At 60.6% G+C, this 25062-nt stretch carries 20 protein-coding genes; 6 read left to right on the top strand and 14 right to left on the bottom strand.

What is annotated here, in order from left to right; genetic code table 11:
• Positions 1-148: 148 nt before the first annotated feature.
• The 3 genes from mfd to MF4836_RS16975 are packed head-to-tail and all read left to right on the top strand — an operon-like array spanning position 149 to position 6877.
• Positions 149-3598 carry a transcription-repair coupling factor gene (gene mfd, locus MF4836_RS16985; protein ID WP_078471219.1) on the top strand — a complete coding sequence of 1150 codons (3450 nt, stop codon included), beginning with the start codon at positions 149-151 and terminating at the stop codon, positions 3596-3598.
• Positions 3599-3608: 10 nt separating this feature from the next.
• Positions 3609-4175 (top strand): CsiV family protein, encoded by a 567-nt coding sequence (locus tag MF4836_RS16980; protein WP_078471218.1) that lies wholly within the window; start codon positions 3609-3611, stop codon positions 4173-4175.
• 11 nt (positions 4176-4186) lie between these two features.
• Positions 4187-6877 carry a DEAD/DEAH box helicase gene (locus MF4836_RS16975; RefSeq protein WP_078471217.1) on the top strand — a complete coding sequence of 897 codons (2691 nt, stop codon included), beginning with the start codon at positions 4187-4189 and terminating at the stop codon, positions 6875-6877.
• A gap of 45 nt (positions 6878-6922) precedes the next feature.
• Here MF4836_RS16975 and MF4836_RS16970 read toward each other — a convergent pair whose 3' ends face one another.
• From MF4836_RS16970 to MF4836_RS16960, 3 genes are all read right to left on the bottom strand, one after another.
• Positions 6923-7666, bottom strand: coding sequence for an S-methyl-5'-thioinosine phosphorylase (locus MF4836_RS16970; protein WP_078471216.1), 744 nt, complete (start codon positions 7664-7666; stop codon positions 6923-6925).
• Between the two features lie 12 nt (positions 7667-7678).
• Complete coding sequence (gene nagZ, locus MF4836_RS16965; RefSeq protein WP_178102962.1) at positions 7679-8677, bottom strand: beta-N-acetylhexosaminidase; 999 nt, start codon at positions 8675-8677, stop codon at positions 7679-7681.
• Positions 8678-8881: 204 nt separating this feature from the next.
• A complete protein-coding gene (locus MF4836_RS16960; RefSeq protein ID WP_078471214.1) occupies positions 8882-9589 on the bottom strand; it encodes a TetR/AcrR family transcriptional regulator in 708 nt (235 codons plus the stop codon).
• 252 nt (positions 9590-9841) lie between these two features.
• Between MF4836_RS16960 and lexA the strand changes: the two genes are divergently transcribed.
• On the top strand, positions 9842-10450 hold the full coding sequence (gene lexA, locus MF4836_RS16955) for a transcriptional repressor LexA (protein WP_078471213.1): 609 nt from the start codon (positions 9842-9844) through the stop codon (positions 10448-10450).
• A 10-nt stretch (positions 10451-10460) separates the two neighbouring features.
• On the top strand, positions 10461-10934 hold the full coding sequence (gene sulA, locus MF4836_RS16950; protein WP_078471212.1) for an SOS-induced cell division inhibitor SulA: 474 nt from the start codon (positions 10461-10463) through the stop codon (positions 10932-10934).
• A gap of 106 nt (positions 10935-11040) precedes the next feature.
• Here sulA and MF4836_RS16945 read toward each other — a convergent pair whose 3' ends face one another.
• The 10 genes from MF4836_RS16945 to MF4836_RS16895 form a co-directional block, all read right to left on the bottom strand.
• Complete coding sequence (locus MF4836_RS16945; protein ID WP_078471281.1) at positions 11041-11274, bottom strand: hypothetical protein; 234 nt, start codon at positions 11272-11274, stop codon at positions 11041-11043.
• A 147-nt stretch (positions 11275-11421) separates the two neighbouring features.
• Complete coding sequence (locus tag MF4836_RS16940) at positions 11422-11979, bottom strand: LemA family protein (RefSeq protein WP_078471211.1); 558 nt, start codon at positions 11977-11979, stop codon at positions 11422-11424.
• 2 nt (positions 11980-11981) lie between these two features.
• Positions 11982-12998 carry a hypothetical protein gene (locus MF4836_RS16935; protein WP_078471210.1) on the bottom strand — a complete coding sequence of 339 codons (1017 nt, stop codon included), beginning with the start codon at positions 12996-12998 and terminating at the stop codon, positions 11982-11984.
• Positions 12999-13152: 154 nt separating this feature from the next.
• The gene (locus tag MF4836_RS16930; protein WP_078471209.1) at positions 13153-14169 is read right to left on the bottom strand and encodes a hypothetical protein; all 1017 of its coding nucleotides are present in this window, start codon (positions 14167-14169) and stop codon (positions 13153-13155) included.
• 49 nt (positions 14170-14218) lie between these two features.
• Positions 14219-14743, bottom strand: coding sequence for a DUF6586 family protein (locus tag MF4836_RS16925; RefSeq protein ID WP_078471208.1), 525 nt, complete (start codon positions 14741-14743; stop codon positions 14219-14221).
• Between the two features lie 156 nt (positions 14744-14899).
• The gene (topA, locus tag MF4836_RS16920) at positions 14900-17509 is read right to left on the bottom strand and encodes a type I DNA topoisomerase (protein ID WP_078471207.1); all 2610 of its coding nucleotides are present in this window, start codon (positions 17507-17509) and stop codon (positions 14900-14902) included.
• A 114-nt stretch (positions 17510-17623) separates the two neighbouring features.
• On the bottom strand, positions 17624-17860 hold the full coding sequence (locus tag MF4836_RS16915; protein WP_078471206.1) for a DUF1653 domain-containing protein: 237 nt from the start codon (positions 17858-17860) through the stop codon (positions 17624-17626).
• 100 nt (positions 17861-17960) lie between these two features.
• Positions 17961-19136, bottom strand: a complete 1176-nt coding sequence (gene fadA, locus MF4836_RS16910; RefSeq protein WP_008028488.1) for an acetyl-CoA C-acyltransferase FadA — start codon at positions 19134-19136, stop codon at positions 17961-17963.
• A 32-nt stretch (positions 19137-19168) separates the two neighbouring features.
• Positions 19169-21316 (bottom strand): fatty acid oxidation complex subunit alpha FadB, encoded by a 2148-nt coding sequence (gene fadB, locus MF4836_RS16905; RefSeq protein WP_078471205.1) that lies wholly within the window; start codon positions 21314-21316, stop codon positions 19169-19171.
• Between the two features lie 579 nt (positions 21317-21895).
• Complete coding sequence (locus tag MF4836_RS16895; RefSeq protein ID WP_078471203.1) at positions 21896-22333, bottom strand: hypothetical protein; 438 nt, start codon at positions 22331-22333, stop codon at positions 21896-21898.
• A 104-nt stretch (positions 22334-22437) separates the two neighbouring features.
• On the opposite strand from MF4836_RS16895, the gene MF4836_RS16890 reads away from it, so the two are divergent.
• Positions 22438-22875 (top strand): universal stress protein, encoded by a 438-nt coding sequence (locus tag MF4836_RS16890; RefSeq protein WP_078471202.1) that lies wholly within the window; start codon positions 22438-22440, stop codon positions 22873-22875.
• A gap of 67 nt (positions 22876-22942) precedes the next feature.
• Here MF4836_RS16890 and MF4836_RS16885 read toward each other — a convergent pair whose 3' ends face one another.
• Complete coding sequence (locus tag MF4836_RS16885) at positions 22943-24859, bottom strand: ATP-binding cassette domain-containing protein (RefSeq protein ID WP_078471201.1); 1917 nt, start codon at positions 24857-24859, stop codon at positions 22943-22945.
• Positions 24860-25062 lie beyond the last annotated feature (203 nt).

Below are 25062 nucleotides of genomic sequence, written 5' to 3'. Positions count from 1 at the left end.
CACTACATATTGAGTCAAAGAGCGGCATTGTTTGTCATAACCACTACATTTCCCTCATTACGTAATAGGCACAGTCAGCAACTGACAGGCGGCACCCGGGGCCGCTACAATTACCGACTTTGTCGCAACGCTTGGAGCTCAACCTTCCGTGCCCGTTCTGCGTCTACCGCTACTCCCTGCCGCGGCAGGTAAACAGCACTGGGGCAACCTGCCCGGTGCCGCTCTGAGCCTGGCCATTGCCGAGGCTGCCAGCGCTGCCAAGCGCTTCACCCTGCTGCTGACCGCCGACAGCCAAAGCGCCGAACGCCTGGAGCAGGAACTGAGCTTCTTCGCCCCCGATTTGCCGGTGCTGCATTTTCCCGATTGGGAAACCCTGCCCTACGACCTGTTCTCGCCGCACCAGGACATCATTTCCCAGCGCATCGCCAGCCTCTATCGGTTGCCCGAACTGGACCATGGCGTGCTGGTGGTGCCCATCACCACCGCCCTGCACCGCCTGGCGCCGACCAAGTTCCTGCTGGGCAGCAGCCTGGTGCTGGACATCGGCCAGAAGCTGGATGTCGAGCAGATGCGCACGCGCCTCGAAGCCAGTGGTTACCGCTGTGTCGACACGGTGTACGAGCACGGCGAGTTCGCGGTACGCGGCGCCCTGATCGACCTGTTCCCGATGGGCAGCAAACTGCCTTATCGCATCGACCTGTTCGACGACGAAATCGAAACCCTGCGCACCTTCGATCCGGAGAACCAGCGCTCGATCGACAAAGTGGAATCGGTGCGCCTGCTGCCCGCGCGGGAATTCCCCCTGCAAAAGGATGCCGTGACCCGCTTCAAGGCGCGCTTTCGCGAGCGCTTCGATGTCGACTTCCGCCGCTGCCCGATCTTCCAGGACCTGAGCAGCGGGATCACCCCGGCCGGTATCGAGTACTACCTGCCGCTGTTCTTCGACGACACCTCGACCCTGTTCGACTACCTGCCCCAGGACACCCAGGTGTTCTCCCTGCCGGGTATCGAGCAGGCTGCGGAAAACTTCTGGAACGACGTGCGCAACCGCTACGAAGAGCGCCGCGTCGATCCGTCCCGTCCTTTATTGCCACCCGCCGAACTGTTCCTGCCGGTGGAAGACTGCTTCGCCCGCCTGAAAAACTGGCCGCGCGTCGTTGCCAGCCAGCAGGACATCGACACCGGCGTCGGCCGCGAGCGCTTCCCGGCCCAGGTCCTGCCGGACCTGGCCATCGAAGCCAAGGCTAACCAGCCGCTGGCGGCATTGGCCGGCTTCCTCGAGCAGTTCTCCGGGCGGGTGCTGTTCACCGCCGAGTCCGCCGGACGCCGCGAAGTGCTGCTGGAACTGCTCGAACGCCTGAAGCTGCGCCCGAAAACCGTCGACAGCTGGCCAGACTTCGTCGCCGGCAAGGATCGCCTGGCAATCACCATCGCCCCCCTGGACGAAGGCTTGCTCCTGGAAGATCCGGCACTGGCGCTGATCGCCGAGAGCCCGCTGTTCGGCCAGCGTGTGATGCAGCGTCGGCGCCGGGAAAAACGCGCCGATGCCAACAACGATGCGGTGATCAAAAACCTCACCGAGCTGCGCGAAGGCGCGCCAGTGGTGCATATCGACCATGGGGTCGGCCGCTACCTGGGCCTGGCCACTCTGGAAATCGACAACCAGGCCGCGGAATTCCTGACCCTGGCCTATGCCGAGGGCGCCAAGCTGTATGTGCCGGTGGCCAACCTGCACCTGATCGCCCGCTACACCGGCAGCGACGACGCCCTGGCCCCGCTGCACCGCCTGGGCTCGGAAACCTGGCAGAAGGCCAAGCGCAAAGCCGCCGAACAGGTGCGCGACGTGGCCGCCGAATTGCTGGACATCTATGCCCGGCGCGCCGCCCGCGAAGGTTATGCCTTCGCCGACCCGAAAGCCGACTACGCCACCTTCAGCGCCGGCTTCCCGTTCGAAGAAACCCCGGATCAGCAAACCACTATCGAAGCCGTGCGGGCCGATATGCTCGCGCCCAAGCCGATGGATCGCCTGGTGTGTGGCGACGTGGGCTTCGGCAAGACCGAAGTGGCGATGCGCGCAGCCTTTATTGCAGTCCACGGCGGTCGCCAGGTGGCGATCCTGGTGCCAACCACCCTGCTCGCCCAGCAGCACTACAACAGCTTCCGCGACCGCTTCGCCGATTGGCCGGTGACCGTGGAAGTGATGAGCCGCTTCAAGTCGGCCAAGGAAGTGAATGCCGCCATCGCCGACCTGGCCGAAGGCAAGATCGACATCGTCATCGGCACCCACAAGCTGCTGTCGGATGACGTGAAGATCAAAAACCTCGGCCTGGTGATCATCGATGAAGAGCACCGCTTCGGGGTTCGCCAGAAGGAGCAGCTCAAGGCTCTGCGCAGTGAAGTCGACATCCTGACCCTCACCGCCACACCGATCCCGCGCACGCTGAACATGGCTGTGTCGGGCATGCGCGACCTGTCGATCATCGCCACGCCGCCGGCACGCCGGTTGTCGGTGCGCACCTTCGTCATGGAGCAGAACAAGAGCACGGTCAAGGAAGCCCTGCTGCGTGAGTTGCTGCGCGGCGGCCAGGTGTACTACCTGCACAACGATGTGAAAACCATCGAGAAGTGCGCCGCCGACCTCGCCGAACTGGTGCCGGAAGCACGGATCGCCATCGGCCACGGCCAGATGCGCGAACGCGAACTCGAACAGGTGATGAGCGACTTCTATCACAAGCGCTTCAACGTGCTGATCGCCTCGACCATCATCGAGACCGGCATCGACGTGCCCAGTGCCAACACCATCATCATCGAGCGTGCCGACAAATTCGGCCTGGCCCAGTTGCACCAGTTGCGCGGCCGGGTCGGGCGCAGTCACCACCAGGCGTATGCCTACCTGTTGACGCCACCGCGCCAGCAAATCACCCCGGACGCGGAAAAGCGCCTGGAGGCGATCGCCAACACCCAGGACCTCGGTGCAGGTTTCGTGCTGGCCACCAACGACCTGGAGATCCGTGGCGCCGGCGAACTGCTGGGCGACGGCCAGAGCGGGCAGATCCAGGCCGTGGGCTTCACCCTCTACATGGAGATGCTCGAACGCGCGGTGAAGGCCATCCGCAAGGGTGAACAGCCGAACCTGGACCAACCCCTGGGCGGCGGCCCGGAAATCAACCTGCGCCTGCCGGCACTGATTCCCGAGGACTACCTGCCGGACGTGCATGCGCGGCTGATTCTGTATAAGCGCATCGCCTCGGCCACCGACGAAGACGGCCTCAAGGACCTGCAAGTCGAGATGATCGACCGCTTCGGCCTGTTGCCGGAACCGACCAAGAATCTGGTGCGCCTGACCCTGCTCAAATTGCAGGCCGAGCAACTGGGGATCAAGAAGGTCGATGGCGGGCCGCAGGGTGGTCGCATCGAGTTCGCCGCCGACACTCCGGTCGACCCGCTGGCACTGATCAAGCTGATCCAGGGCCAGCCCAAACGCTACAAGTTCGAAGGCGCTACGCTGTTCAAATTCATGGTGCCGATGGAGCGCCCGGAAGAGCGCTTCAATACATTGGAGGCGCTGTTCGAGCGCCTCACTCCGAAATCTGCTTGAAGGACGCCACATGCGCCTGTTTCGCTCGCTGACCCTGCTTCTGGTCCTGGTCGCTCCTGCCGTCCTGGCCGACGACCTGTACCAGGTGGAAATGATCCTGGTACGGCAGAACGCCGAGCCGGCCATCATCAGCCGGGCAGCGCCCGAGGACTGGGCCGCCGGGGCGCAGCGCCTGTCAGCGGACAGCCAGCGCACCCCGGCCCTGGGCGGTATCGTGGAAAAACTCGCCGCCAGCAGCGACTACAGCGTGCTGATGCACAAGGCCTGGCAACAGCAACTGGGCGAGAACCCGGTCAAGGTGGCCGTCAGCGACGGCCAGGAACAGTTCGGCCAGTTCCCGATCGAAGGCACCCTGGGCCTGAAGCTCGGGCGCTTTACCGATGTCGATGCCGACTTCTGGGTCAACCAGATCGATGGCAACGGCCTGGTCACCGCCAGCGAACGCCTGAAGCAGCAAAGCCACACCCGAAACGGGCAGCTCAACTACCTCGACAATGGCCACCTGGCGCTGCTGATCAAGATCACCTCACTCTCTGCACCTGCGCCACGCCAAGCGCCTGCTGAAATACCGGACTGAATCAAGTCCCCATGCCCTCGACCCTGACCAAACCCCTGGCGCCTTCGTGGGTCAGCCGTTTCAAGGAACAAGCCCTGGAGCGTGGCCGACGCTACGCCCTGGAAAACCGCGTAAGGATTGTCCAGGCCGGCGACAGCACCATCACTGCCAGCTGTGAAGGCTCCGGCGGCAACGTTTACCGCCAGACCATCCACTTGCGCGAGTCGGCCAAGGGCACCCTGCTGCTGGGCGAATCCAGCTGCAGTTGCCCGGTGCACAACCACTGCAAACACCTGGCGGCGGTGCTGCTGCAGGTCCAGGAAACCCTGGCCTACCCCGCAGCCGCCAAGGACGCCGAACTGCTGGAGAAGCTGCAGGCGGTGCTCGACAATCGCAGCCCCGCCGCCCTGCCGCAGCAGCTGCTGGACAACGTGCAGCCGGTGCCGCGCCTGTGGCTGGCGAGTGTCGAATTCAGCGCCTTCGAGCCGCGCAACGGCAAGATGCAGCGCTATATTCAGCACCGCGCCGCCCTCTCCTTCAGTTACCTGGACGAGTACGTCAGCGGGCAGAAAAACGCTGACATCCTGATCCGCCAGGAACATCAGGTCCTGCGCATCAAGCGCCAGCCCGAGGTCGAGCAACGTCATCGGGAAACACTGCGCGGCCTGGGCTTCAAGATCGCCACTCGACAAAGCAAGGCCCTGCCGGAAAGCGCCGGCGAACTGTTCGAGATGGTCAATGACAGCGCCTGGCTGACCTTCACCCTCAATGAGCTGCCGAAGTTGCGCAGCCAGGGCTGGGAACTGCAGATCGACGAAGATTTCGGCTTCGACCTGACCACCGTCGATGACTGGTACGCCACTGTTGAAGAGGCACCCGGTCGCGACTGGTTCGACCTGGAGCTGGGGATTATCGTCAACGGCGAACGCCTGAGCCTGCTGCCGATCCTGCTTAACCTGATGCGCTCCCACACCGAACTGCTCAACCCGGAACGCCTGGCCAAACGCCGCGACGACGAGCTGATTCTGGTGAACATCCCCAATCGCCCCAACTCGCCCCACGGCGCGCTGCAGGTGGCGCTGCCCTATGGCCGCTTGAAACCGGTGCTGGCGACCCTCGGCGAGTTTTACCTGCAAGAGCCGGGTGAAACCGCCCTGCGCCTGAACAGCGCCGATGCGATCCGCCTCAATCCGCTGGAAGAACTGCCCCTGCTGTGGGAGGGCGGTGATCACATCCGCACCTTTGCCCAGCGCCTGCGGGATATCCGCGACTATTCAGCCCCGGCCCCCGAGGGCCTGAATGCCACGCTGCGGCCCTATCAGCTGGAAGGCCTGAACTGGATGCAGTCGCTGCGGCAACTGGAAGTGGGCGGCATCCTCGCCGACGACATGGGCCTGGGCAAAACCCTGCAGACCCTGGCCCATGTCCTGAGTGAGAAAAACGCCGGGCGCCTGGATCGCCCGTGCATGGTGGTGATGCCCACCAGCCTGATCCCCAACTGGCTGGATGAGGCGGCGCATTTCACGCCGCAGCTCAAAGTCCTGGCGCTGTATGGCGCGGGGCGTAAAAAGCATTTCGAGCAACTGGCCGACTACGACCTGCTCCTGACCACCTACGCCCTGCTGCCCAAGGACATCGATCAGCTTAGCGCCGTGGCGCTGCATGTGCTGGTGCTCGATGAGGCGCAGTACATCAAGAACCCGTCGAGCAAAGCCGCCCAGGCCGCCCGCGCGCTGAACGCCCGGCAACGCCTGTGCCTGTCCGGCACGCCCCTGGAAAACCACCTGGGGGAACTGTGGTCGCTGTTCCACTTCCTGCTGCCCGGCTGGCTCGGCGACGTCAAAAGCTTCAACCGCGACTACCGAGTCCCGATCGAGAAACACGCCAGCGAAGTGCGCCTGCAACACCTGAACGGCCGGATCAAACCCTTCCTCCTGCGCCGCACCAAGGAGCAGGTCGCCACCGAACTACCGCCCAAGACCGAGATCATTCACTGGGTCGACCTCAATGAAGCCCAGCGCGATGTGTACGAAACCATGCGCCTGGCCATGGACAAGAAAGTCCGTGACGAGATCACCCGCAAGGGCGTGGCCCGCAGCCAGATCATCATCCTTGAAGCCCTGCTCAAGCTGCGCCAGGTCTGCTGCGACCTGCGCCTGGTGAATGACACGCCACCACCAAGGGGCAGTACCTCGGGCAAGCTCGACAGCCTGATGGAAATGCTGGAAGAGCTGTTCGAGGAAGGCCGGCGAATTCTGCTGTTCTCCCAGTTCACCTCGATGCTGACCCTGATCGAGGCCGAACTGAAACGCCGCAACATCGCCTACGCCCTGCTGACCGGGCAAACCCGCGATCGGCGGACACCGGTCAGGGACTTCCAGAGCGGCAAACTGCAGATTTTCCTGATCAGCCTGAAAGCCGGCGGGGTCGGCCTGAACCTGACCGAAGCCGACACCGTGATCCACTACGACCCGTGGTGGAACCCGGCCACTGAAAACCAGGCCACCGACCGCGCCTACCGCATCGGCCAGGAGAAGCCGGTATTCGTCTACAAGATGATTGCCCGGGGCACGGTGGAGGAGAAAATCCAGCACCTACAAAAGGAAAAGTCCGACCTGGCGGCGGGCGTGCTGGATGGGCGCAAGGCCGGGGACTGGAAACTGCAGAGCGAAGATATCGAGGCACTGTTCGCGCCCCTGCCAGACAAAAAGACCGGCCGCTGAAACAGCCTGCGCCCCCCCTGAGGCACGCAGGCTCTTCGTCGCAGCTTAAGCGTTGGCCGCCAACACCCGGGCCAAGGTTGATTTCACCTTGCCCATGCCATCATGCAGCGCCTGCTCGATCTCGGCCATGGTAATCACCGCGGTGGACTTGCCAGCCGCCGGGTTGACCACCAGCGCCAGACAGGCGTAATCCAGCTCCAGCTCACGGGCCAACGCCGCTTCAGGCATGCCGGTCATGCCAACGATGTCGCAGCCATCACGCTCCAGGCGCGCGATCTCGGCCACGGTCTCCAGGCGCGGGCCCTGGGTGCAGGCATACACGCCATGGCTGCTGTAGGCGGCGCCTTCAGCGGCCAACGCGGCAATCAACTGCTGGCGCAGCGGCTCACTGTAGGGGTAGCTGAAGTCGATATGGGTGACCTGCTCCAGATCATCCGCAAAGTAGGTGTGTTGGCGCCCGCTGGTGTAGTCGATCAGTTGGTGCGGCACACAGAAGTGCCCGGTACCCATTGCCGAATGAATGCCACCCACCGCGTTGACCGCCAGGATCGCTTCGGCCCCGGCCTGCTTCAAGGCCCAGAGGTTGGCCCGGTAGTTCACCTGATGCGGCGGCAAGCGGTGCGGGTGACCGTGGCGCGCCAGGAACAGCACTTCACGGCCGGCATACTCGCCGATCTGGATCTCGGCCGAAGGCGCGCCATAGGGCGTGTCCAGCGGCAACGACTGGCGAATGCTCAAGCCTTCGAGCTGAGTCAGGCCGGTACCACCGATAATCGCGTAAACCGTCATTGTGAAAAGTCCTTAATCGATCAGTTGGGCATCTTTGAGCGCGCCAAGCGCAGTCAGCCAGCGCGGGTTCTGGCGATATTCGGTGCTGGCAACGGCCTGCCCGCGCATCCGCGCAATCCGGGCCGAGGGCTTGACCTTGAGCCGCTGGGCAGCACTGAGGGCCAGCTCGGCGGCAGCACGGTCGTTGCACACCAACCCCATGTCACACCCGGCCGACAGCGCCGCCTCGATCCGGCTCGCCGCATCGCCGACCACGTGGGCGCCTGCCATCGACAGGTCGTCGCTGAAGATCACGCCATCGAACTGCAATTCGCCGCGCAGGATGTCCTGCAACCAGCGCCGGGAGAAGCCGGCGGGCTGGGGGTCTACCTGTGGATAGATCACGTGGGCAGGCATGACTGCGGCGAGCTGCCTGCTCAGACGGGCGAAGGGAACCAGGTCCTTGGCGCGAATCTCGTCGAGGCTGCGCTCGTCATTGGGGATCGCCACATGGGAATCCGCCTCGGCCCAACCGTGCCCGGGGAAATGCTTGCCGGTAGCCGCCATGCCCGCGCTGTTCATCCCGCGGATAAAGGCTCCGGCCAGCAGCGCAGCACGCTCTGGATCGCCTTCAAAGGAACGGCTGCCGACCACCGCACTGCGCTGATAGTCGAGGTCCAGCACCGGGGCGAAACTCAGGTCCAGCCCGACCGCCAGCACTTCTGTGGCCATGATCCAGCCACACTGCTCGGCCAGGTACTCGGCATTCGGGTTGTCGGCAATGGCGCGCATGGCCGGCAGCCGCACGAACCCCTGGCGCAGGCGCTGCACACGGCCGCCCTCCTGGTCCACAGCCAGCAACAGGTCGGGGCGAATGGCACGAATGGCTGCGCTCAACTCGCGCACCTGGCGTGGATGTTCGATGTTACGGGCAAAAATGATCAGGCCGCCCACTTCGGGCTGGCGCAGAAGTTGGCGATCTTCGGCCGTCAGCCAGGTACCGGCGACGTCCACCATCAAGGAGCCTTGCAGGCCAGCGCTCATAGAAAATCCTTAGTAACCCGGTGCATGCCCGGCGCCGAACATCGTGCCGGCAAGACGCGGGCACAGCAACGGCTTGCCACGAATACAACCCGGCAAACCGCAGTCGGCGAAGAGAGTGAAAAGAGGTGTAAAACCAGAGTCGGCATGGGCGGCTAGCTTAGCGGATGTAAGCTGCCGCGCCCACCCGTGCGATCAGGCCTTGGCGACTGCCGGGGCCGATTTGCTGCGCGGCTTCAACTGCGCACTGGCCATGGCGTCATCGGTGACGCCGGTTTCGGCGCGCATCCCGGCCGCGAGGAACGGCACCATCAGGCGCATCACCTGCTCGATCGAGGTATTGACCCCGAAATCGGTCTCGGCAATGGCCCGCAACGCCTTGATCCCGGACATGCTGAACGCCGCAGCACCGAGCATGAAGTGCACGCGCCAGAACAATTCGATGGGAGGAATACGCGGAGCCGCTTCGTTGACCAGCAACATGTAGCGGCGAAAGACCTTGCCGTACATATCTTCCAGATAACGCCGCAAGTGACCCTGGCTCTGACTGAAGGCCAGCCCCAGCAAACGCATGAAGATCGACAGGTCGTTGCCGCTGCGTGGTTGCACCACCAGCGCCTGCTCGACGAGGATTTCCAGCAGTTCTTCGAGGCTTGGCTTGTTGTCCGGCTTGGACTGGCGACGTTCGAGCTCTCGATCGAGGCTCGCGCAGAACGGCCCCAGGAAGCGTGAAAACACTGCCTGGATCAGGGCCTTTTTTGAACCGAAATGATAATTCACCGCCGCCAGGTTGACCCCGGCCTTGCTGGTGATCAGCCGCAATGAAGTCTCGGCAAAACCTTTCTCCGCGAACAACTGTTCCGCAGCGTCAAGAATGCGTTCAACGGTTTCCGACTGGGCCATGACTACTCCGCCTGACAAACACTTGTTTGAAACATACGTTTCAGCCCTTGTATTGTCAAGCCTGCCGGTCCGTTTTGCGGCCGGCCAGTCAGCTATTTAATCACACCTGCAGCCCGCTGTAGCCAGCCTCGCCCGGCAAGGCCCCGCCACCCCCACGGTGACCGCCCGGCGGCAGCGGAAAAAAGGAGGATTGCCAAGTACGATTCACTGTATATAATCCCAGTCACTGTATAAAAAGACAGAGCGATCGAGATGATAAAACTGACGCCACGCCAAGCTGAAATTCTGGCCTTTATCAAACGCTGCCTTGACGACAACGGCTATCCGCCAACCCGTGCGGAAATCGCCCAGGAGCTCGGCTTCAAATCGCCCAACGCCGCCGAGGAACACCTCAAGGCCCTGGCCCGCAAGGGCGCGATCGAGATGACCCCAGGCGCCTCTCGCGGCATCCGGATCCCCGGCTTCGAAGCCAAGAATGACGACTCCACCCTACCGATCATCGGTCGTGTTGCGGCCGGTGCGCCGATTCTTGCCCAGCAGCACATTGAAGAGTCCTGCAACATCAACCCGACCTTCTTTCACCCCCGTGCCGACTACCTGCTGCGCGTCAACGGCATGAGCATGAAAGACATCGGCATTTTCGACGGCGATCTGCTTGCCGTTCACACCACTCGCGAGGCCCGTAACGGCCAAATCGTGGTGGCGCGCATCGGTGATGAGGTCACGGTAAAACGCTTCAAGCGTGAAGGCAGCAAAGTCTTCCTGATTGCCGAAAACCCTGAGTTTGCCCCCATCGAAGTCAACCTGAAAGATCAGGAACTGGTGATCGAAGGCTTGAGTGTCGGCGTGATTCGCCGCTAAAGGAGGCTTTATGCAGTTCCCACACGCACCACAGCAAACACAACTGCCACTGTTCGAAGCATTCATGATGCAGCCCCTGGCACCGCTGCTCAACGAAGTAGTCGAGACGCCCTGGAATAACGATCCGGAAGTTTTCAGTGAACTGTCGTTACGCGGTGCGGCGGGGAGCTGCCTGAGCTTGCTGGCCCCAATCCTGAGGGAGCTGAGCGAAGAGCAGGACGCACGCTGGCTGACCCTGATCGCCCCACCCTCCAGCCTGACCCAGGCCTGGTTGCGAGATGCCGGGCTCAATCGCGAGCGGATCCTACTGCTGCAGCCAAGGGGCTCGCAAAGTGCTCAACAACTGACCTGCGAGGCACTGCGCCTGGGCCGTAGCCATACCGTGGTCAGTTGGCTCAACCCGCTGAGCAGCAACGCCAAGCAGCAGTTGATCAGCGCCGCGCGCACGGGTGATGCGCAGAGCCTGAATATCCGCCTGGGCTAGTTGAGAGGGATCTCGACCCGTAGTCGTTCAAATGACACAGGGCTTCTCCAGGATTGAGAAGCCGATATAAAGCGACGAATAACCGCCGAAAAACCGACAAACGGACTCAGTGAAGAACCCGCGGCCCATCTTCCTTCTCGATTTCGCCTTCAACCAGACGTCCAGCCATCTGTACGCCGACGCTCAACATGGCTTTTGCCACTTCCACGTGCTGACCTTGCAAAAAGGCTTTGGCATCCTCGGAGAAATCCAAAGTAACCAGAGAACCCTCGTCCTCAGCTCTGCGCAGCTCGATACGGCCGTCTGGCAACTCGACAATTTCTAGAAAGGACGTTGGCATAAAGGTCTGTTCTCCACGAAAGGGCGCGATTATATCAGTCATCGCCCCCGCCCCGCTCAGGATCTTGCGTATGGGGCGCGAGAGCTTCCACCCTGGCCCCACACATCAAACCTCTAGCCGAGCCGACAGCGCAGCATGCCAGGGCCTTCAGAAATTGGGTTTGTATTCAAAACCTGCCGAGGCCTGGCTGTCGGAGAACGGAGTGATCAGCGACTTCTTCAGGGTCAGTTGATTGACCACGGAACCAGGGAACAACTGAATGGTGTTATTGAAATTCTCCACACTGAGGTTGAACAGCGTAATAGCGCCACCGATATTGCTCTCCTGCTCGGCAACCTCGCGCATCAAGTTGTTCAACAAGCCTGCAGACTTGAGATCCGGGTACGCCTCAAACGCCAGGTTCAATCCCCCCAGCAACGCTTTGGTGCCCTGATCCACCGACTTCAGCGCATCGCCATCCGCAACCGATGGCAAGCTGGTGATGGCCGTGCGCAGCCCGACTATCTTCTCCAGCAACTGACTTTCGTACTCCTGAAAACCAGCCACCTGCGGCTCTAGCACATCCAGCACCTTGATCTTCTGCCGCTCATAGGTCAGCACATCCGACCAGGCGCGCTGCACGCGGTTATAGGCACTGACGATCTTGTTGTAGTGCACATAGGCCAGGACTCCCACGGCAACCGCGATGATCAACAACAATTCCATACTTACCGCTCCATTTGATCAGTGGCTTTCAAGGCAGGCTCGAAATTATTGTCATGCAACTCTGCCAGCTCGTGCACCAACGCCAGGACTGGGAACAGACCCGGCAGTTCCAGTCCTTGTTTGATATTGGCGTAGAAGGCCGGCAGGTCTTTTAGCGTCCCAGGGTCCTTGTAGGCCATGACCTCGGGATTATCGAAACTCAGGCACAGGCGGCCTTGATCGGAAAATTCCAGATTCACATTCGTCAGCCGTCGGGAAAGGTTGAGCAAGAACGCCAGGGTGGTAGGCGTCGCGAATTTCGCGCAAGCCAACTCGCTCTCGCCGCTCAGGCTGAACACCCGATTGAATTCATCGGACGTAGTGTCGAACCCCTTGAGCTTGGTTCTTTTTTTATTCGAAGGATGGGTGCGCGCCTTCACACCTTTGACCCAGGGAAAATCCACCACCAGGCTGTAGCGATCAAAACCGGTATAGATCCTCTCGGTCTTGCCGTCAGAGTCGGTTTTATCGCGGGAATTCACGTAATACAGGTGGTGAAAAACAAAGGACAGCTGGTGCAGCGTCCCCTGATAGACACCTTTGGCCGAGTCCGTAATGCGGCGGCTGTCATTGCCGCGGTCATAGTCATCGAACTCTTCGCTCAATCGCTGGAAACGCTCATCGGCGGAACCGCCCGGATCGCGCAGGCCGTTACTGAGAAAGGAGCACTTGCGGGCTATTTTCTTCGGCAGATCATCAATGACATTGGCGCGGCTCATCCAGGTATACAGGCTGGCAAACCCCAGGCATCCGGTGGCAAACCACATCCAGATCACGCCCGCCATGGCCGGTATCGCCGAAACGACGGCCAGCAGCAGCAATACCAAAGGCAGAGCATGATCGAACGTCAGCCCCCCCTTGAACGACTTGAGGTTATCGATGATTTGCAACAGATCGTCATTGGACCTGGCGCGTGCGACCTCTGAGTCACTGCGCTCCAGGAGCCGGACCAACTCAGCATCATGTTTCAGAAACTGCATCACTCTTCCTTGATCAATCTGCTGGATTCAGAACTTTCTGTAGATGGCGCAGGCCTGATGGCCGGTTTCCACGAAAGGTCGGAATTGTACCAGCCATGGCCGGTCGCTCTTTCGGGTTTTTCAGGTGAGGGAACCACGCCAAAGCCTGCGCAGGTTACAGCGCCACTTTCTTGGTGACGGCCAAAAGATGATCAAGCGGATGGTCGTGCAACTCCGCCAACCGATGCATGCGCTCCAGTGCCGGATTAAGCCCCGGCAACGCGATGCCCTCGATCATCCGCTGGCGAAACGCCGCCAGGTCACTGAACGGCCCCGGATCGGCATGGGCAAAGACTTCTGCATTATCAAAGCTCAGGCAGAGCCGGCCCTCACTGGAGAACTCCAGATTCACCTTGTTCAAAAGCCGTGACAAGTCCAACAGCAGGCTCAGGGTCGCGGGCGTGGCGAAGCTTTCGAAGCGGGCCTGATCACTGCTTCGCAGCAGAAAAGCGCGATCGAATTCGTCGCAGTCGGTTTTGAAGCGCTGACCCGCCAAGGGCATTTCCAGAGGGTCGGACTGGACCGAAATCCCCTTCAACCAGGGAAACTCCAGCACCAGGCTATAGCGATCGAAGCTTTTATAGGCGGTCCTGTAACCGCTGGCGCCCCGCTCACTGACGGCGTTTACGTAAAGCAGATGGTGATACTCGAACGCCAGCGAATGGCGGGCGCCTTGGTAGACACCCTGGGCCGAGGCCACAATATGACGCCGCTCATTACCGCGCCGGTAATCACCGAATTGGCTGTCGAGCTTCGTCAGGCACCAGTCAGCACTGCTGTCTGGCTCGCTCAAGCCATTGCTGAACAGCGCACACTTGCGGGCGATACTCGCCGACAGCTCCGTCAGCGAACCAGAAAGTCCTTTCTTCACGTAGTAGCTGAAAATACAACACGCCACGGCCACCCAGACCATGCCACCCATGCCGTCCATCAACAGCGCAACGACCAGCGAAGCAAAGGCCACTACCAGCAGCAGTATTGACTGCGCGTGATCAAACTCCAGCTCACCGGGGAAGACTTCAAGCCTGTCCAGCACGTCTAACAGGTCGGCCGTGGACTGGGCCCGAGTGACCCGTACCTGGCAGTCTTGCAACAGTCGATTCAACGCGTGATCACGCAAGAAAAACAACATGATTCATCCTTGATCTCAACCCTGAGCGCGGATCAATCCGCGCTCGGCCTCAGCATTCGTTCAAGCCATCGCGAAAGCGAATCGCCAGGGCCTTGAGGTTCTGCCGCCAGCTTTCCAGCTCGTCCCGGCTCAACTCATCCACCGGCTCTTCTTCATCCAGGCTGACAGCCACAATCAACGGCTGGGTAACGTCGCCCTTGGGCTTGTGCGGGGCGCGCGGCGGCTGGAACAGCGCGGCATGAGCCGCCAGCAGTTTCGCCAGCCAGGTTTCGCGGTTTTGCGCCAACTCGACCAACTCGGCGAGTTCGGGGATCGCAAGGCTGTCCAGCACCTCACGGGTCAGGATCAATTCCGCACGGGCTGCATTGGCCTGGGGCAAGCGATAGAAGCCCGCAATCTCATGACACAGCCCCAGCAACGCACCGTACAAGTGAAACAGCACCGACTCGCGACCGGCCTGTAACAGCGCCTGGGCGTTCATCGCCCGCCCTTCCTCGGCTCGGGCCAGCGCTTCGAGGGACAAGCCGGCGAAGTAAATTTTCTGATTGGTACGGGTATAGAGTTCGTGGGCCATGACGGCAGCCTCCACAACGGAAAGAAAACAGCGAGCTGGTCGCACAGTGTCGTGGATCATTCCCGCCAACCGCAAGCCAAAAGAAAGGCCGCGTAGCCCTTGAGAGCGCACGCGGCCTGTCTTCAGCACCCGGAAATGAACCCGGGCATCACCCTATCAACGCTTGTCTTCGACCTTCCATTTGCCGCCGTCGTAGAACGCTTTCCAGCCGGTAGGCTTGCCGTCCACCTCGGTCTGCACGTACTGCTCCTTGGTCTTGCGACTGTAACGGATCACCGCTGGACGACCGTCCGGATCCTTCTGCGGTGCATCACAGAGGAAGTGGTACTTCGGATCGATCTCGTCCTTGTGCGGCAGGATCTCGATCACCAGCGGCGCACGGGTTTCGCGGTTTTTCGGGAACTGGCTGGCAGCCAGGAACAGCCCCGAAGCGCCGTCACGCAAGATGTAGGTGTCGTTGACCTTTTCGCATTTCAGCTCAGGCATCTTCACCGGGTCCATCTTCGGCGGCGCCGCGTCACCGCTTTTCAGCAGCTTGCGGGTGTTTTTGCAGGTCGGGTTGGTGCAACCGAAGAACTTGCCGAAACGGCCGGTCTTGAGTTGCATCTCGCTGCCGCACTTGTCGCATTCCAGGCTCGGGCCTTCATAACCCTTGATCCGGTAGCTGCCTTCCTCGATCTCGTAACCGGCGCAATCCGGGTTGTTACCGCAGATGTGCAGCTTGCGCTTCTCATCCAGCAGGTAGGCGTCCATCGCGGTGCTGCAGATCGGACAACGGTGCTTGCCGCGCAGTACCAGGGATTCGGATTCACCCTCGTCATCCGCGGCAATTTCATCACCCGGCACCAGATTCACGGTGGCCTTGCAACGCTCTTTCGGCGGCAGGCTGTAGCCCGAGCAACCGAGGAACACGCCAGTGGAGGCGGTGCGGATCTGCATCGGCCGGCCGCAGGTCAGGCACGGAATATCGGTCATCACTGGCTGATTGGCACGCATGCCGCTTTCAGCGCTTTCGGCTACTTCGAGTTTCTTCTTGAAGTCGCCGTAGAACTCGTCGAGTACGCTTTTCCAGTCGCGCTCGCCCTGCGCCACGTCATCGAGGTTCTCTTCCATGCCGGCGGTAAAGCCGTAGTCCATGAGGTTGGAGAAGCTTTCTGAAAGACGCTCGGTAACGATGTCGCCCATTTTTTCCGAATAGAAACGACGGTTATGCAGCGCCACGTAGCCGCGGTCCTGAATCGTCGAAATGATCGCCGCGTAGGTCGAAGGACGACCGATACCGCGTTTTTCCATTTCCTTGACCAGGCTGGCTTCGGAGTAGCGCGCCGGCGGCTTGGTGAAGTGCTGGCTCGGATCGAGCTTGATCAGCTTGAGCACATCGCCCTGAGCCATGTCCGGCAATACATCGTCATCGCCCGGCTTGCTGATTTGCGGCATGACGCGGGTGTAACCGTCGAACTTCAGGATGCGGCCCTTGGCCCGCAGCTCGAAGTCTCCAGCAGCGACGCTGACGGTGGTCGAGAGGTATTGCGCCGGCAGCATCTGGCAAGCCAGGAATTGGCGCCAGATCAGCTCGTAGAGCCGCTCAGCGTCACGTTCCATGCCCGACAGCTTGCTTGGTTCGGTGTTGGCATCGGAAGGACGAATCGCTTCGTGAGCCTCTTGTGCGCCTTCCTTGCTGCTGTAGACGTTCGGGGTTTCCGGCAGGTATTTCTTGCCGAACTCACCTTCAATATAAGTACGCGCCATCGCCACGGCATCGGCCGAAAGGTTGGTCGAGTCGGTACGCATATACGTGATGTAGCCCGCTTCATACAGACGCTGGGCCATCATCATGGTTTTCTTCACCCCGAAGCCCAGGCGGTTGCTCGCGGCCTGCTGCAGGGTGGAGGTGATGAACGGCGCCGAAGGCTTGCTGCTGGTCGGTTTGTCTTCACGCTTGACGATGCTGTAGCTGGAAGCCTTGAGCTTCTCCAGCGCGGCCATGGCCTGGGCTTCATTGAGCGGCTTGAAGGCCTCGCCGTTTTCACGGGCCACATCAAAACGCACCTTGGCGCCCTTGGCTGTACCGAGGTCGGCATGGACTTCCCAGTACTCTTCCGGGTTGAACGCACGAATCTCGCGCTCACGCTCCACCACCAGCTTCACGGCTACCGACTGCACGCGACCGGCGGACAGGCCACGAGCGATCTTGGCCCACAGCAGCGGCGACACCATGTAGCCCACGACACGGTCGAGGAAACGCCGCGCCTGCTGGGCGTTGACACGATCGATGTCCAGCTCGCCCGGCTTGGAAAAGGCTTCCTGAATCGCCTTCTTGGTAATTTCGTTGAACACCACGCGCTTGTAGCGGCTGTCGTCACCACCGATGGCTTCCCGCAGGTGCCAGGCAATAGCCTCCCCTTCGCGGTCCAAGTCGGTTGCGAGATAGATGGTGTCAGCATCCTTGGCGAGCCGGCGCAGCTCTTCGATGACCTTTTCCTTGCCAGGAAGGATCTCGTACTTGGCTTTCCAGCCGTGTTCCGGATCGACACCCATGCGCGAGACCAGCTGCTTGCGCGCCTTTTCTTTAGGCGACAAGGCCGGAGCTTCGCCTGCAGCGGCCTTGCCACGCTTGGCAGGCTCCTTGGCGGCGCTCGCCGAACCGCTGGTGGGCAGGTCTCGGATATGGCCGATACTCGACTTCACCACGTATTGGTTACCCAAGTACTTGTTGATGGTCTTGGCCTTAGCCGGGGATTCCACAATGACCAGCGATTTGCCCATGGATCAGAAAATTCCTGAATTCGAGAAGAGAAAGGCGGTTGGCGCCTGACGCGGCACCGCTATATATAGTGGCAACAAGGTGAGGTCAAGCGCAGGGTACTGCGCGACCTGCGCTTATGCCTTTGAAAAAAGACTGGCTTCGGCCTGCACCAAAGCAAAGCGTGGCACCTGCTCGCCGTCAACCTCGACGGACTCCAGGAACATGCTCAAGGGACGCACCCAAAAGCCGTAATCGCCATACAGGGCTTGGTAGAACACCACTTCTTCTTCGGTTTCGGAGTGCCGCGCCACGTTGAAAACGCGGTACTGCGGCCCCTTGTAATGCTGATAGAGCCCGGGTTGTAACGGCATGCTTTGGCCCTCACACAAATCTTTTCAAAATAAAAACAAAATAAATCTTCCGAAAAACAAAAACCGGGGCACTTGGCCCCGGCTTCCATCAACGAGACGCTTAAACGCGTTCGAAGACGGTGGAGATGCCTTGGCCGAGACCAATGCACATGGTGGCCACCCCAAAGGTGCCGCCATTCTGCTTCATCACGTTCAGCAATGTGCCGGAGATACGGGCACCGGAACAACCGAACGGGTGACCCAGGGCGATCGCGCCGCCGTGCAGGTTAACCTTCTCGTTCATCTTGTCGAGTACTTTCAGATCTTTCAGCACTGGCAGGGCCTGTGCGGCGAAAGCTTCGTTGAGCTCGAAGAAGTCGATATCGTTGATGCCCAGGCCCGCACGCTTGAGTGCTTTCTGGGTCGCCGGTACTGGACCATAGCCCATGATCGCCGGGTCCACACCCGCCACGGCCATCGAGCGAATCACCGCCAGAGGCTGGATGCCCAGGTCCTGGGCACGCTGCGCCGACATCACGATCATGCACGAGGCACCATCGGTGATCTGCGACGAAGTACCGGCCGTCACGGTGCCGCCCTTGGGGTTGAACGCTGGCTTGAGTGCCGCCAGGCTTTCCAGGGTGGTTTCCGGACGAATGGTTTCGTCGTAGTCGAACAGCTTCAGGAAGCCATTCTCGTCGTAGCCCTGCATCGGGATGATTTCGTCCTTGAACTTGCCTTCCACCGTCGCCTTGTGGGCGAGTTGGTGGGAGCGCACGCCGAAGGCATCCTGCTGCTCGCGGGTAATGCCGTGCATCTTGCCGAGCATTTCAGCGGTCAGGCCCATCATGCCCGAGGCTTTTGCCGCGTACAGCGACATGTGCGGGTTCGGATCGACACCGTGCATCATGCTCACGTGGCCCATATGCTCGACGCCGCCTACCACGAACACGTCACCATTACCGGTCATGATCGCTTGCGCAGCAGTGTGCAGCGCGCTCATCGACGAGCCGCACAGGCGGCTGACAGTCTGGCCGGCAGCCGTATGCGGGATCTGGGTCATCAGCGACGCCATGCGCGCGATGTTCCAGCCCTGCTCCAGGGTCTGGTTGACGCAGCCCCAGATCACATCCTCGACTTCGTTCGGATCGACCTTGACGTTGCGTTCCAGCAGTTTGCTGATCAGGTGCGCCGACATGTCTTCGGCGCGGGTGTTGCGGTGCATGCCGCCCTTGGAGCGGCCCATCGGAGTACGACCGAAGTCGACAATCACGACGTCTCTAGGATTCAAGCTCATAAAATTTCACTCTCGCTCTAGTGTTTGGACGCTTAACCGAAGAACCGCTGGCCAGTCTTGGCCATTTCACGCAGTTTTGCGGTCGGGTGGTACAGCGCGCCCAAATCAGCGTACTGGTCGGCCAGGGCAACAAACTCTGCAACACCGATAGAGTCGATGTAGCGCAGCGCACCGCCACGGAATGGAGGGAAACCAATACCGTAGACCAGGCCCATGTCAGCTTCGGCGGCGGTTTCGACGATGCCGTCTTCCAGGCAACGCACGGTCTCCAGGCACAGCGGGATCATCATCCAGTTGATGATGTCTTCGTCAGTGACTTCACGCTGCTCGTAGACAATCGGCTTGAGCACTTCCAGCACCGACGGGTCGGCGACTTTCTTCTGCTTGCCCTTCTTGTCGGTCTCGTAGGCGTAGAAGCCCTTGCCGTTCTTCTGGCCCAGGCGCTTGGCTTCGTAGAGCACGTCGACTGCCGAGCGGCGGTCGTCTTTCATGCGGTCCGGGAAGCCTTCAGCCATCACGTCACGACCGTGGTGGCCGGTGTCGATGCCGACCACGTCCATCAGGTACGCCGGGCCCATTGGCCAGCCGAATTTTTCCATGATCTTGTCGATACGGACGAAGTCCACACCGGCGCTGACCAGCTTGGCGAAACCGCCGAAGTATGGGAACAGGACGCGGTTGACCAAAAAGCCCGGGCAGTCGTTGACCACGATCGGGTTCTTGCCCATTTTCTTGGCGTAGGCAACGGTGGTGGCAACAGCCAGCTCGCTGGACTTCTCGCCACGGATCACTTCCACCAGCGGCATCATGTGCACCGGGTTGAAGAAGTGCATGCCGACGAAATTTTCCGGACGCTTGAGGGCCTTGGCCAGCAAGGTGATGGAAATGGTCGAGGTGTTGGACGCGAGGATGGTGTCCTCTTTGACCTTGTCTTCGACTTCAGCCAATACCGCCTGCTTGACCTTCGGGTTCTCGACAACCGCTTCGACCACCAGGTCGACGTGGCCGAAGTCACCGTAGGACAGGGTCGGACGAATGCCGTTGAGCACTTCAGCCATCTTCGCCGCGGTCATGCGGCCTTTATCAACGCGGCCTACCAGCAGCTTGGCGGCTTCTGCCAGGCCCTGCTCGATACCGTGCTCGTTGATGTCCTTCATCAGGATCGGCGTACCCTTGGATGCCGACTGATAAGCGATACCGCCACCCATGATGCCGGCGCCGAGTACGGCAGCCTGCTTCACGTCCTTGGCGATTTCGTCGTAGGCCTTGGCCTTTTTCTTCAGTTCCTGATCGTTCAGGAACAGACCGATCAGGCTCTGCGCGGCAGAGGTCTTGGCCAGTTTGACGAAGCCTGCGGCCTCGACTTCCAGGGCTTTGTCGCGACCGAAGTTCGCGGCCTTCTGGATGGTCTTGATCGCTTCAACCGGCGCCGGATAGTTCGGGCCAGCCTGGCCGGCTACGAAACCTTTGGCGGTTTCGAAAGCCATCATTTGTTCGATCGCGTTGAGCTTGAGCTTTTCCAGCTTCGGCTGACGCTTGGCCTTGTAGTCGAATTCACCGGAGATGGCACGCTTGATCAGCTCCAGCGCGGCATCCTTGAGTTTGTCCAAGGCGACGACGGCATCGACGGCGCCGACTTTCAGCGCGTCTTCAGCACGGTTTTCCTTGCCGGCGGCAATCCACTCGATGGCGTTGTCGGCACCGATGATGCGCGGCAGACGCACGGTACCGCCGAAGCCCGGGTAGATGCCCAGTTTGACTTCCGGCAGGCCGATCTTGGCGCTGGTGGCCATGACGCGGTAGTCCGCCGCCAGGCACATTTCCAGACCGCCGCCCAGCGCAATGCCATTGATCGCGGCAACGGTCGGAACGTTGAGGTCTTCGAAATCGCTGAAAATCTTGTTGGCTTCGAGGTTGCCTGCAACAAGCTCTGCATCCGGCAGCTTGAAGTTGTCGACAAATTCGGTGATGTCGGCGCCGACGATAAACACGTCCTTGCCACTGCTGACGATCACACCTTTGATCGAAGCATCTGCCTTGATGGTGTCTACCGCCTGACGCAGTTCGTTCAGGGTTAGACGGTTGAACTTGTTGACGGACTCACCCTTGAGGTCGAAATTCAATTCGACGATGCCACTTTCAAGAGCCTTAACCGTGATGGCTTTACCTTCGTAAATCATCAACTGATCTCCACGATATGGAAGCTGAACAGTACACGTCGGACGCTGACTTCTGGCTTGGCACTGACCTGAATGTCGGTGCTGATGCCAATCCGCCAGGCACACCCGCCGACGCGATAGTCGGGATTCTGCGAGAGTCGCCTGCTAATACAAACGCTCAATTCATACGCCCGTTTGATTTGGGTACGCCACATTCAGGGAAAAACCACCAATTGTCAATCGCCCAAAATGCGGTTTGAAATGCGACTTTGCGGTCACTTCAATATCATGGGCTCGCAGCAACAGGCCGGCGTATCCTCTGCCATTCATAGAATCAATAGTTAGAAAATTCGCCCTAACTGTTATGCCAGGCACCGATACACCGTCTACGCTGGCAACCACCGCAGAATAGATACCGTTGCACGTTTATCCGAGACAGGGCGTAAGATCGAGCGCACGCGAAGACCCGCACCAGCCAGTGGTGCGCTGTTTCAAGACTGAATTACCGGCCTGCCTGGCCAACCCCGGCCCGATGATGATATCGGGCTTTTTATTGCCTGCGATTTGGCCTGCGCCATTGCGGCGCCAGGCCTGCCCGGTTCAGGCCAGGGCCTTGAGCACCGAGGCGATGTCCTGCAGCACGCTCAACTCGCCGCGCTCGTTCCAGTACAGGGCGATCATCTGCTTGTCGGCCTCGATCTTGAACACGTTGGCGGGCAACTTTTCCAAATGCCCTAGCAACGCCTCATCCACGCATGCTTCACGCCACTGATTGACCCACACCCCGGGTGCAGTCTGCCAATAGCTGAAGCACAGCGGCTGGGTGCTGCGCCTTGGCCGGTGATACTGCGGACACGGGTTCGGCGGCTCCTGTCCCAGCCAGTGCGGCCACTCCTGGGGCGCCAACTGCATGGCCAGGCCGATACGCCGCGCCTCCATGCGCATGGCTATCTGGCCGCTCTGGCGGTGCGAGGGGCGCAACCATGCCAAGGGGCTCAAGACCACCGCAAGGATTGACACCACTATCCATACCGTCATATCTGTACTCCCGATTCTTGATGAGCGGGTTGCGCCACCTTTGGACCAACCCGCTTGAAACCAGCCATACTTGAAGCTATTGCAATCCTCAGGAGGTGCACCTCATGTCCTACCACCATATTCTGGTCGCTGTAGATCTAACCGAAGAGTGCGATCCTGTTATCCATCGCGCTCGCGAACTTTCGGTGAGCAACGGCGCCAAGCTGTCCCTGGTGCATATTGTCGAACCCATGGCCATGGCGTTCGGCGGCGATGTGCCGATGGACCTGTCACAACTGCAGCAACAACAATTCGACCAGGCCAAAGAGCGCCTGGACCGGCTGATCATCAAGTACCCCGAGCTGTCCAAGGAATACAGCCACCTGACCTACGGCCAGCCACGCCAAGAGATCCACCATCTGGCCAAGGAGCAGGCTTGCGACCTGATCGTGGTCGGCAGCCATGGCCGGCACGGCCTGGCCCTGCTGCTGGGCTCCACCGCCAATGACGTGCTGCATGGCGCGCCTTGCGACGTACTGGCGGTGCACCTGGTCAAGCGTTAAGCCTTACGCGCCAGCCCCTACAAAAAGCCCGACATCATCGTCGGGCTTTTTGTCAGTGCTGATTCACTCAGGCATCCAGCTCGGCCCAGCGCTCGACCAACACTTCAAGGTCAGCGTTGAGCTTTTCCAAACCGGCAATCACCGCCGCTGTTTCCGTGGATGGACGCTGATAGAAACCGGCATCAGCCATCTCGGCCTCGACCGCAGCAATCTGCTGCTCCATGGCTTCAATCTCACCTGGCAGGGCTTCAAGCTCGCGCTGCAATTTGTAGCTGAGCTTTTTCTTCGCCGCCGAAGCCTCCTGAACCGGTGCCGCTTCCACCACCGGAGCCACCACCGCGGAGTTCAGCTCGGCCTTGCCCGACTTGTTCTCGGTCACGCCCAGCAGGCGCGGCGAACCGCCCTGACGCAGCCAGTCCTGATACCCGCCGACGTATTCACGAACCTTGCCTTCGCCTTCAAAGACCAGGGTGCTGGTGACCACGTTGTCGAGGAATGCCCGATCGTGACTGACCATCAGTACGGTGCCGTTGAAGGTCAGCAACACCTCCTCCAGCAGTTCGAGGGTTTCCACGTCGAGGTCGTTGGTGGGTTCGTCGAGGACCAGCAGGTTGGCTGGTTTGCTGAACAGTTTGGCCAGCAACAGACGTGCACGCTCACCACCCGACAGCGCCTTGACCGGCGTGCGGGCACGCTGCGGGCTGAACAGGAAGTCGCCGAGGTAGCTCAGCACATGACGGCTCTGACCATCGATATCGATAAAGTCGCGACCTTCGGCGACGTTGTCGATCACGGTCTTCTCCAGGTCCAGCTGATGGCGCAACTGGTCGAAGTAGGCCACGTCGATGCGCGTCCCCTCTTCCACTGTGCCGCTGGTCGGTTGCAGGCCGTTGAGCATCAGTTTCAGCAGCGTGGTCTTGCCGGTGCCGTTGGCGCCCAGCAGACCGATACGGTCGCCGCGCTGCAGGACCATGGAGAAGTCCTTGATCAGGAACGGGCCACCCGGGTGGGCGAAGCTCACGTTTTCCAGAACCATGACCTGCTTGCCGGACTTGTCGGCGGTATCCAGCTGGATGTTGGCTTTGCCGGTACGCTCGCGACGCTCGCTGCGCTCGACGCGCAAGGCTTTCAGGGCGCGTACACGGCCCTCGTTACGGGTGCGGCGAGCCTTGATGCCCTGGCGGATCCAGACTTCTTCCTGGGCCAGTTTCTTGTCGAACAGGGCGTTGGCGGTTTCCTCGGCGGCCAGCGAGGCCTCCTTGTGCACCAGGAAGCTGGCGTAGTCGCCGTTCCAGTCGATCAGGCCGCCACGGTCCAGTTCGAGAATTCGGGTCGCCAGGTTCTGCAGGAAGGAACGGTCGTGCGTGATGAACAGCACGGCGCCCTGGAAATCCTTGAGGGCTTCTTCCAGCCAGGCAATCGCACCGATGTCCAGGTGGTTGGTTGGTTCGTCGAGCAGCAGCAGGTCCGGCTCGGACACCAGCGCCTGAGCCAGCAGCACGCGACGACGCCAGCCGCCGGACAATTCGGCGAGGGTCTTGTCGGCCGGCAGTTGCAGGCGGCTCAGGGTGCTGTCGACCAATTGCTGCAAGCGCCAGCCATCACGGGCTTCGAGGTCTTGCTGGACATGCATCAGCTTGTCCAGGTCTTCTTCGGTGACGCAGTTCTGCGCCAGGTGATGGTATTGGGCGAGCAACGCGCCCACGCCATCCAGGCCTTCGGCGACCACGTCGAACACTGTCCGCTCGTCGGCCACCGGCAATTCTTGCGGCAATTCGCCGATCTTGAGGCCAGGCGCGCGCCAGACGGAGCCGTCATCGGGCTTCTGATCGCCCTTGACCAGCTTCATCATGCTGGACTTGCCTGTGCCGTTTCGGCCGATGATGCACACCCGCTCACCACGGGCGATCTGCCAGGACACCTTGTCCAACAACGGCATAGCGCCGAAAGCAAGGGACACATCGCTGAATTTGAGCAGGGTCATGAGCTTCTCCAAAAACCGGGCGCGCATTCTACCTGACTTGAGACCGCAGAAGGCCGGCATTTTCAATGTCGAAGCACTCTGCATAACAAATGTTGCGAACTGATGCCGCGCAGCCTGCAAAGCTTTCGTCTGCTGGCGGCAAAAGGCTAAGCTACGGACAATTCAGTGCGAGCGTGGCTTGCACTTGTCATGATTTCTCTGCA

It is taken from the genome of Pseudomonas sp. MF4836 (assembly GCF_002018875.1).
Taxonomy (GTDB): domain Bacteria; phylum Pseudomonadota; class Gammaproteobacteria; order Pseudomonadales; family Pseudomonadaceae; genus Aquipseudomonas.
The sequence above is the reverse complement of the archived record's forward strand: the minus strand, read 5'-3'. Positions and strand labels throughout refer to the sequence as shown.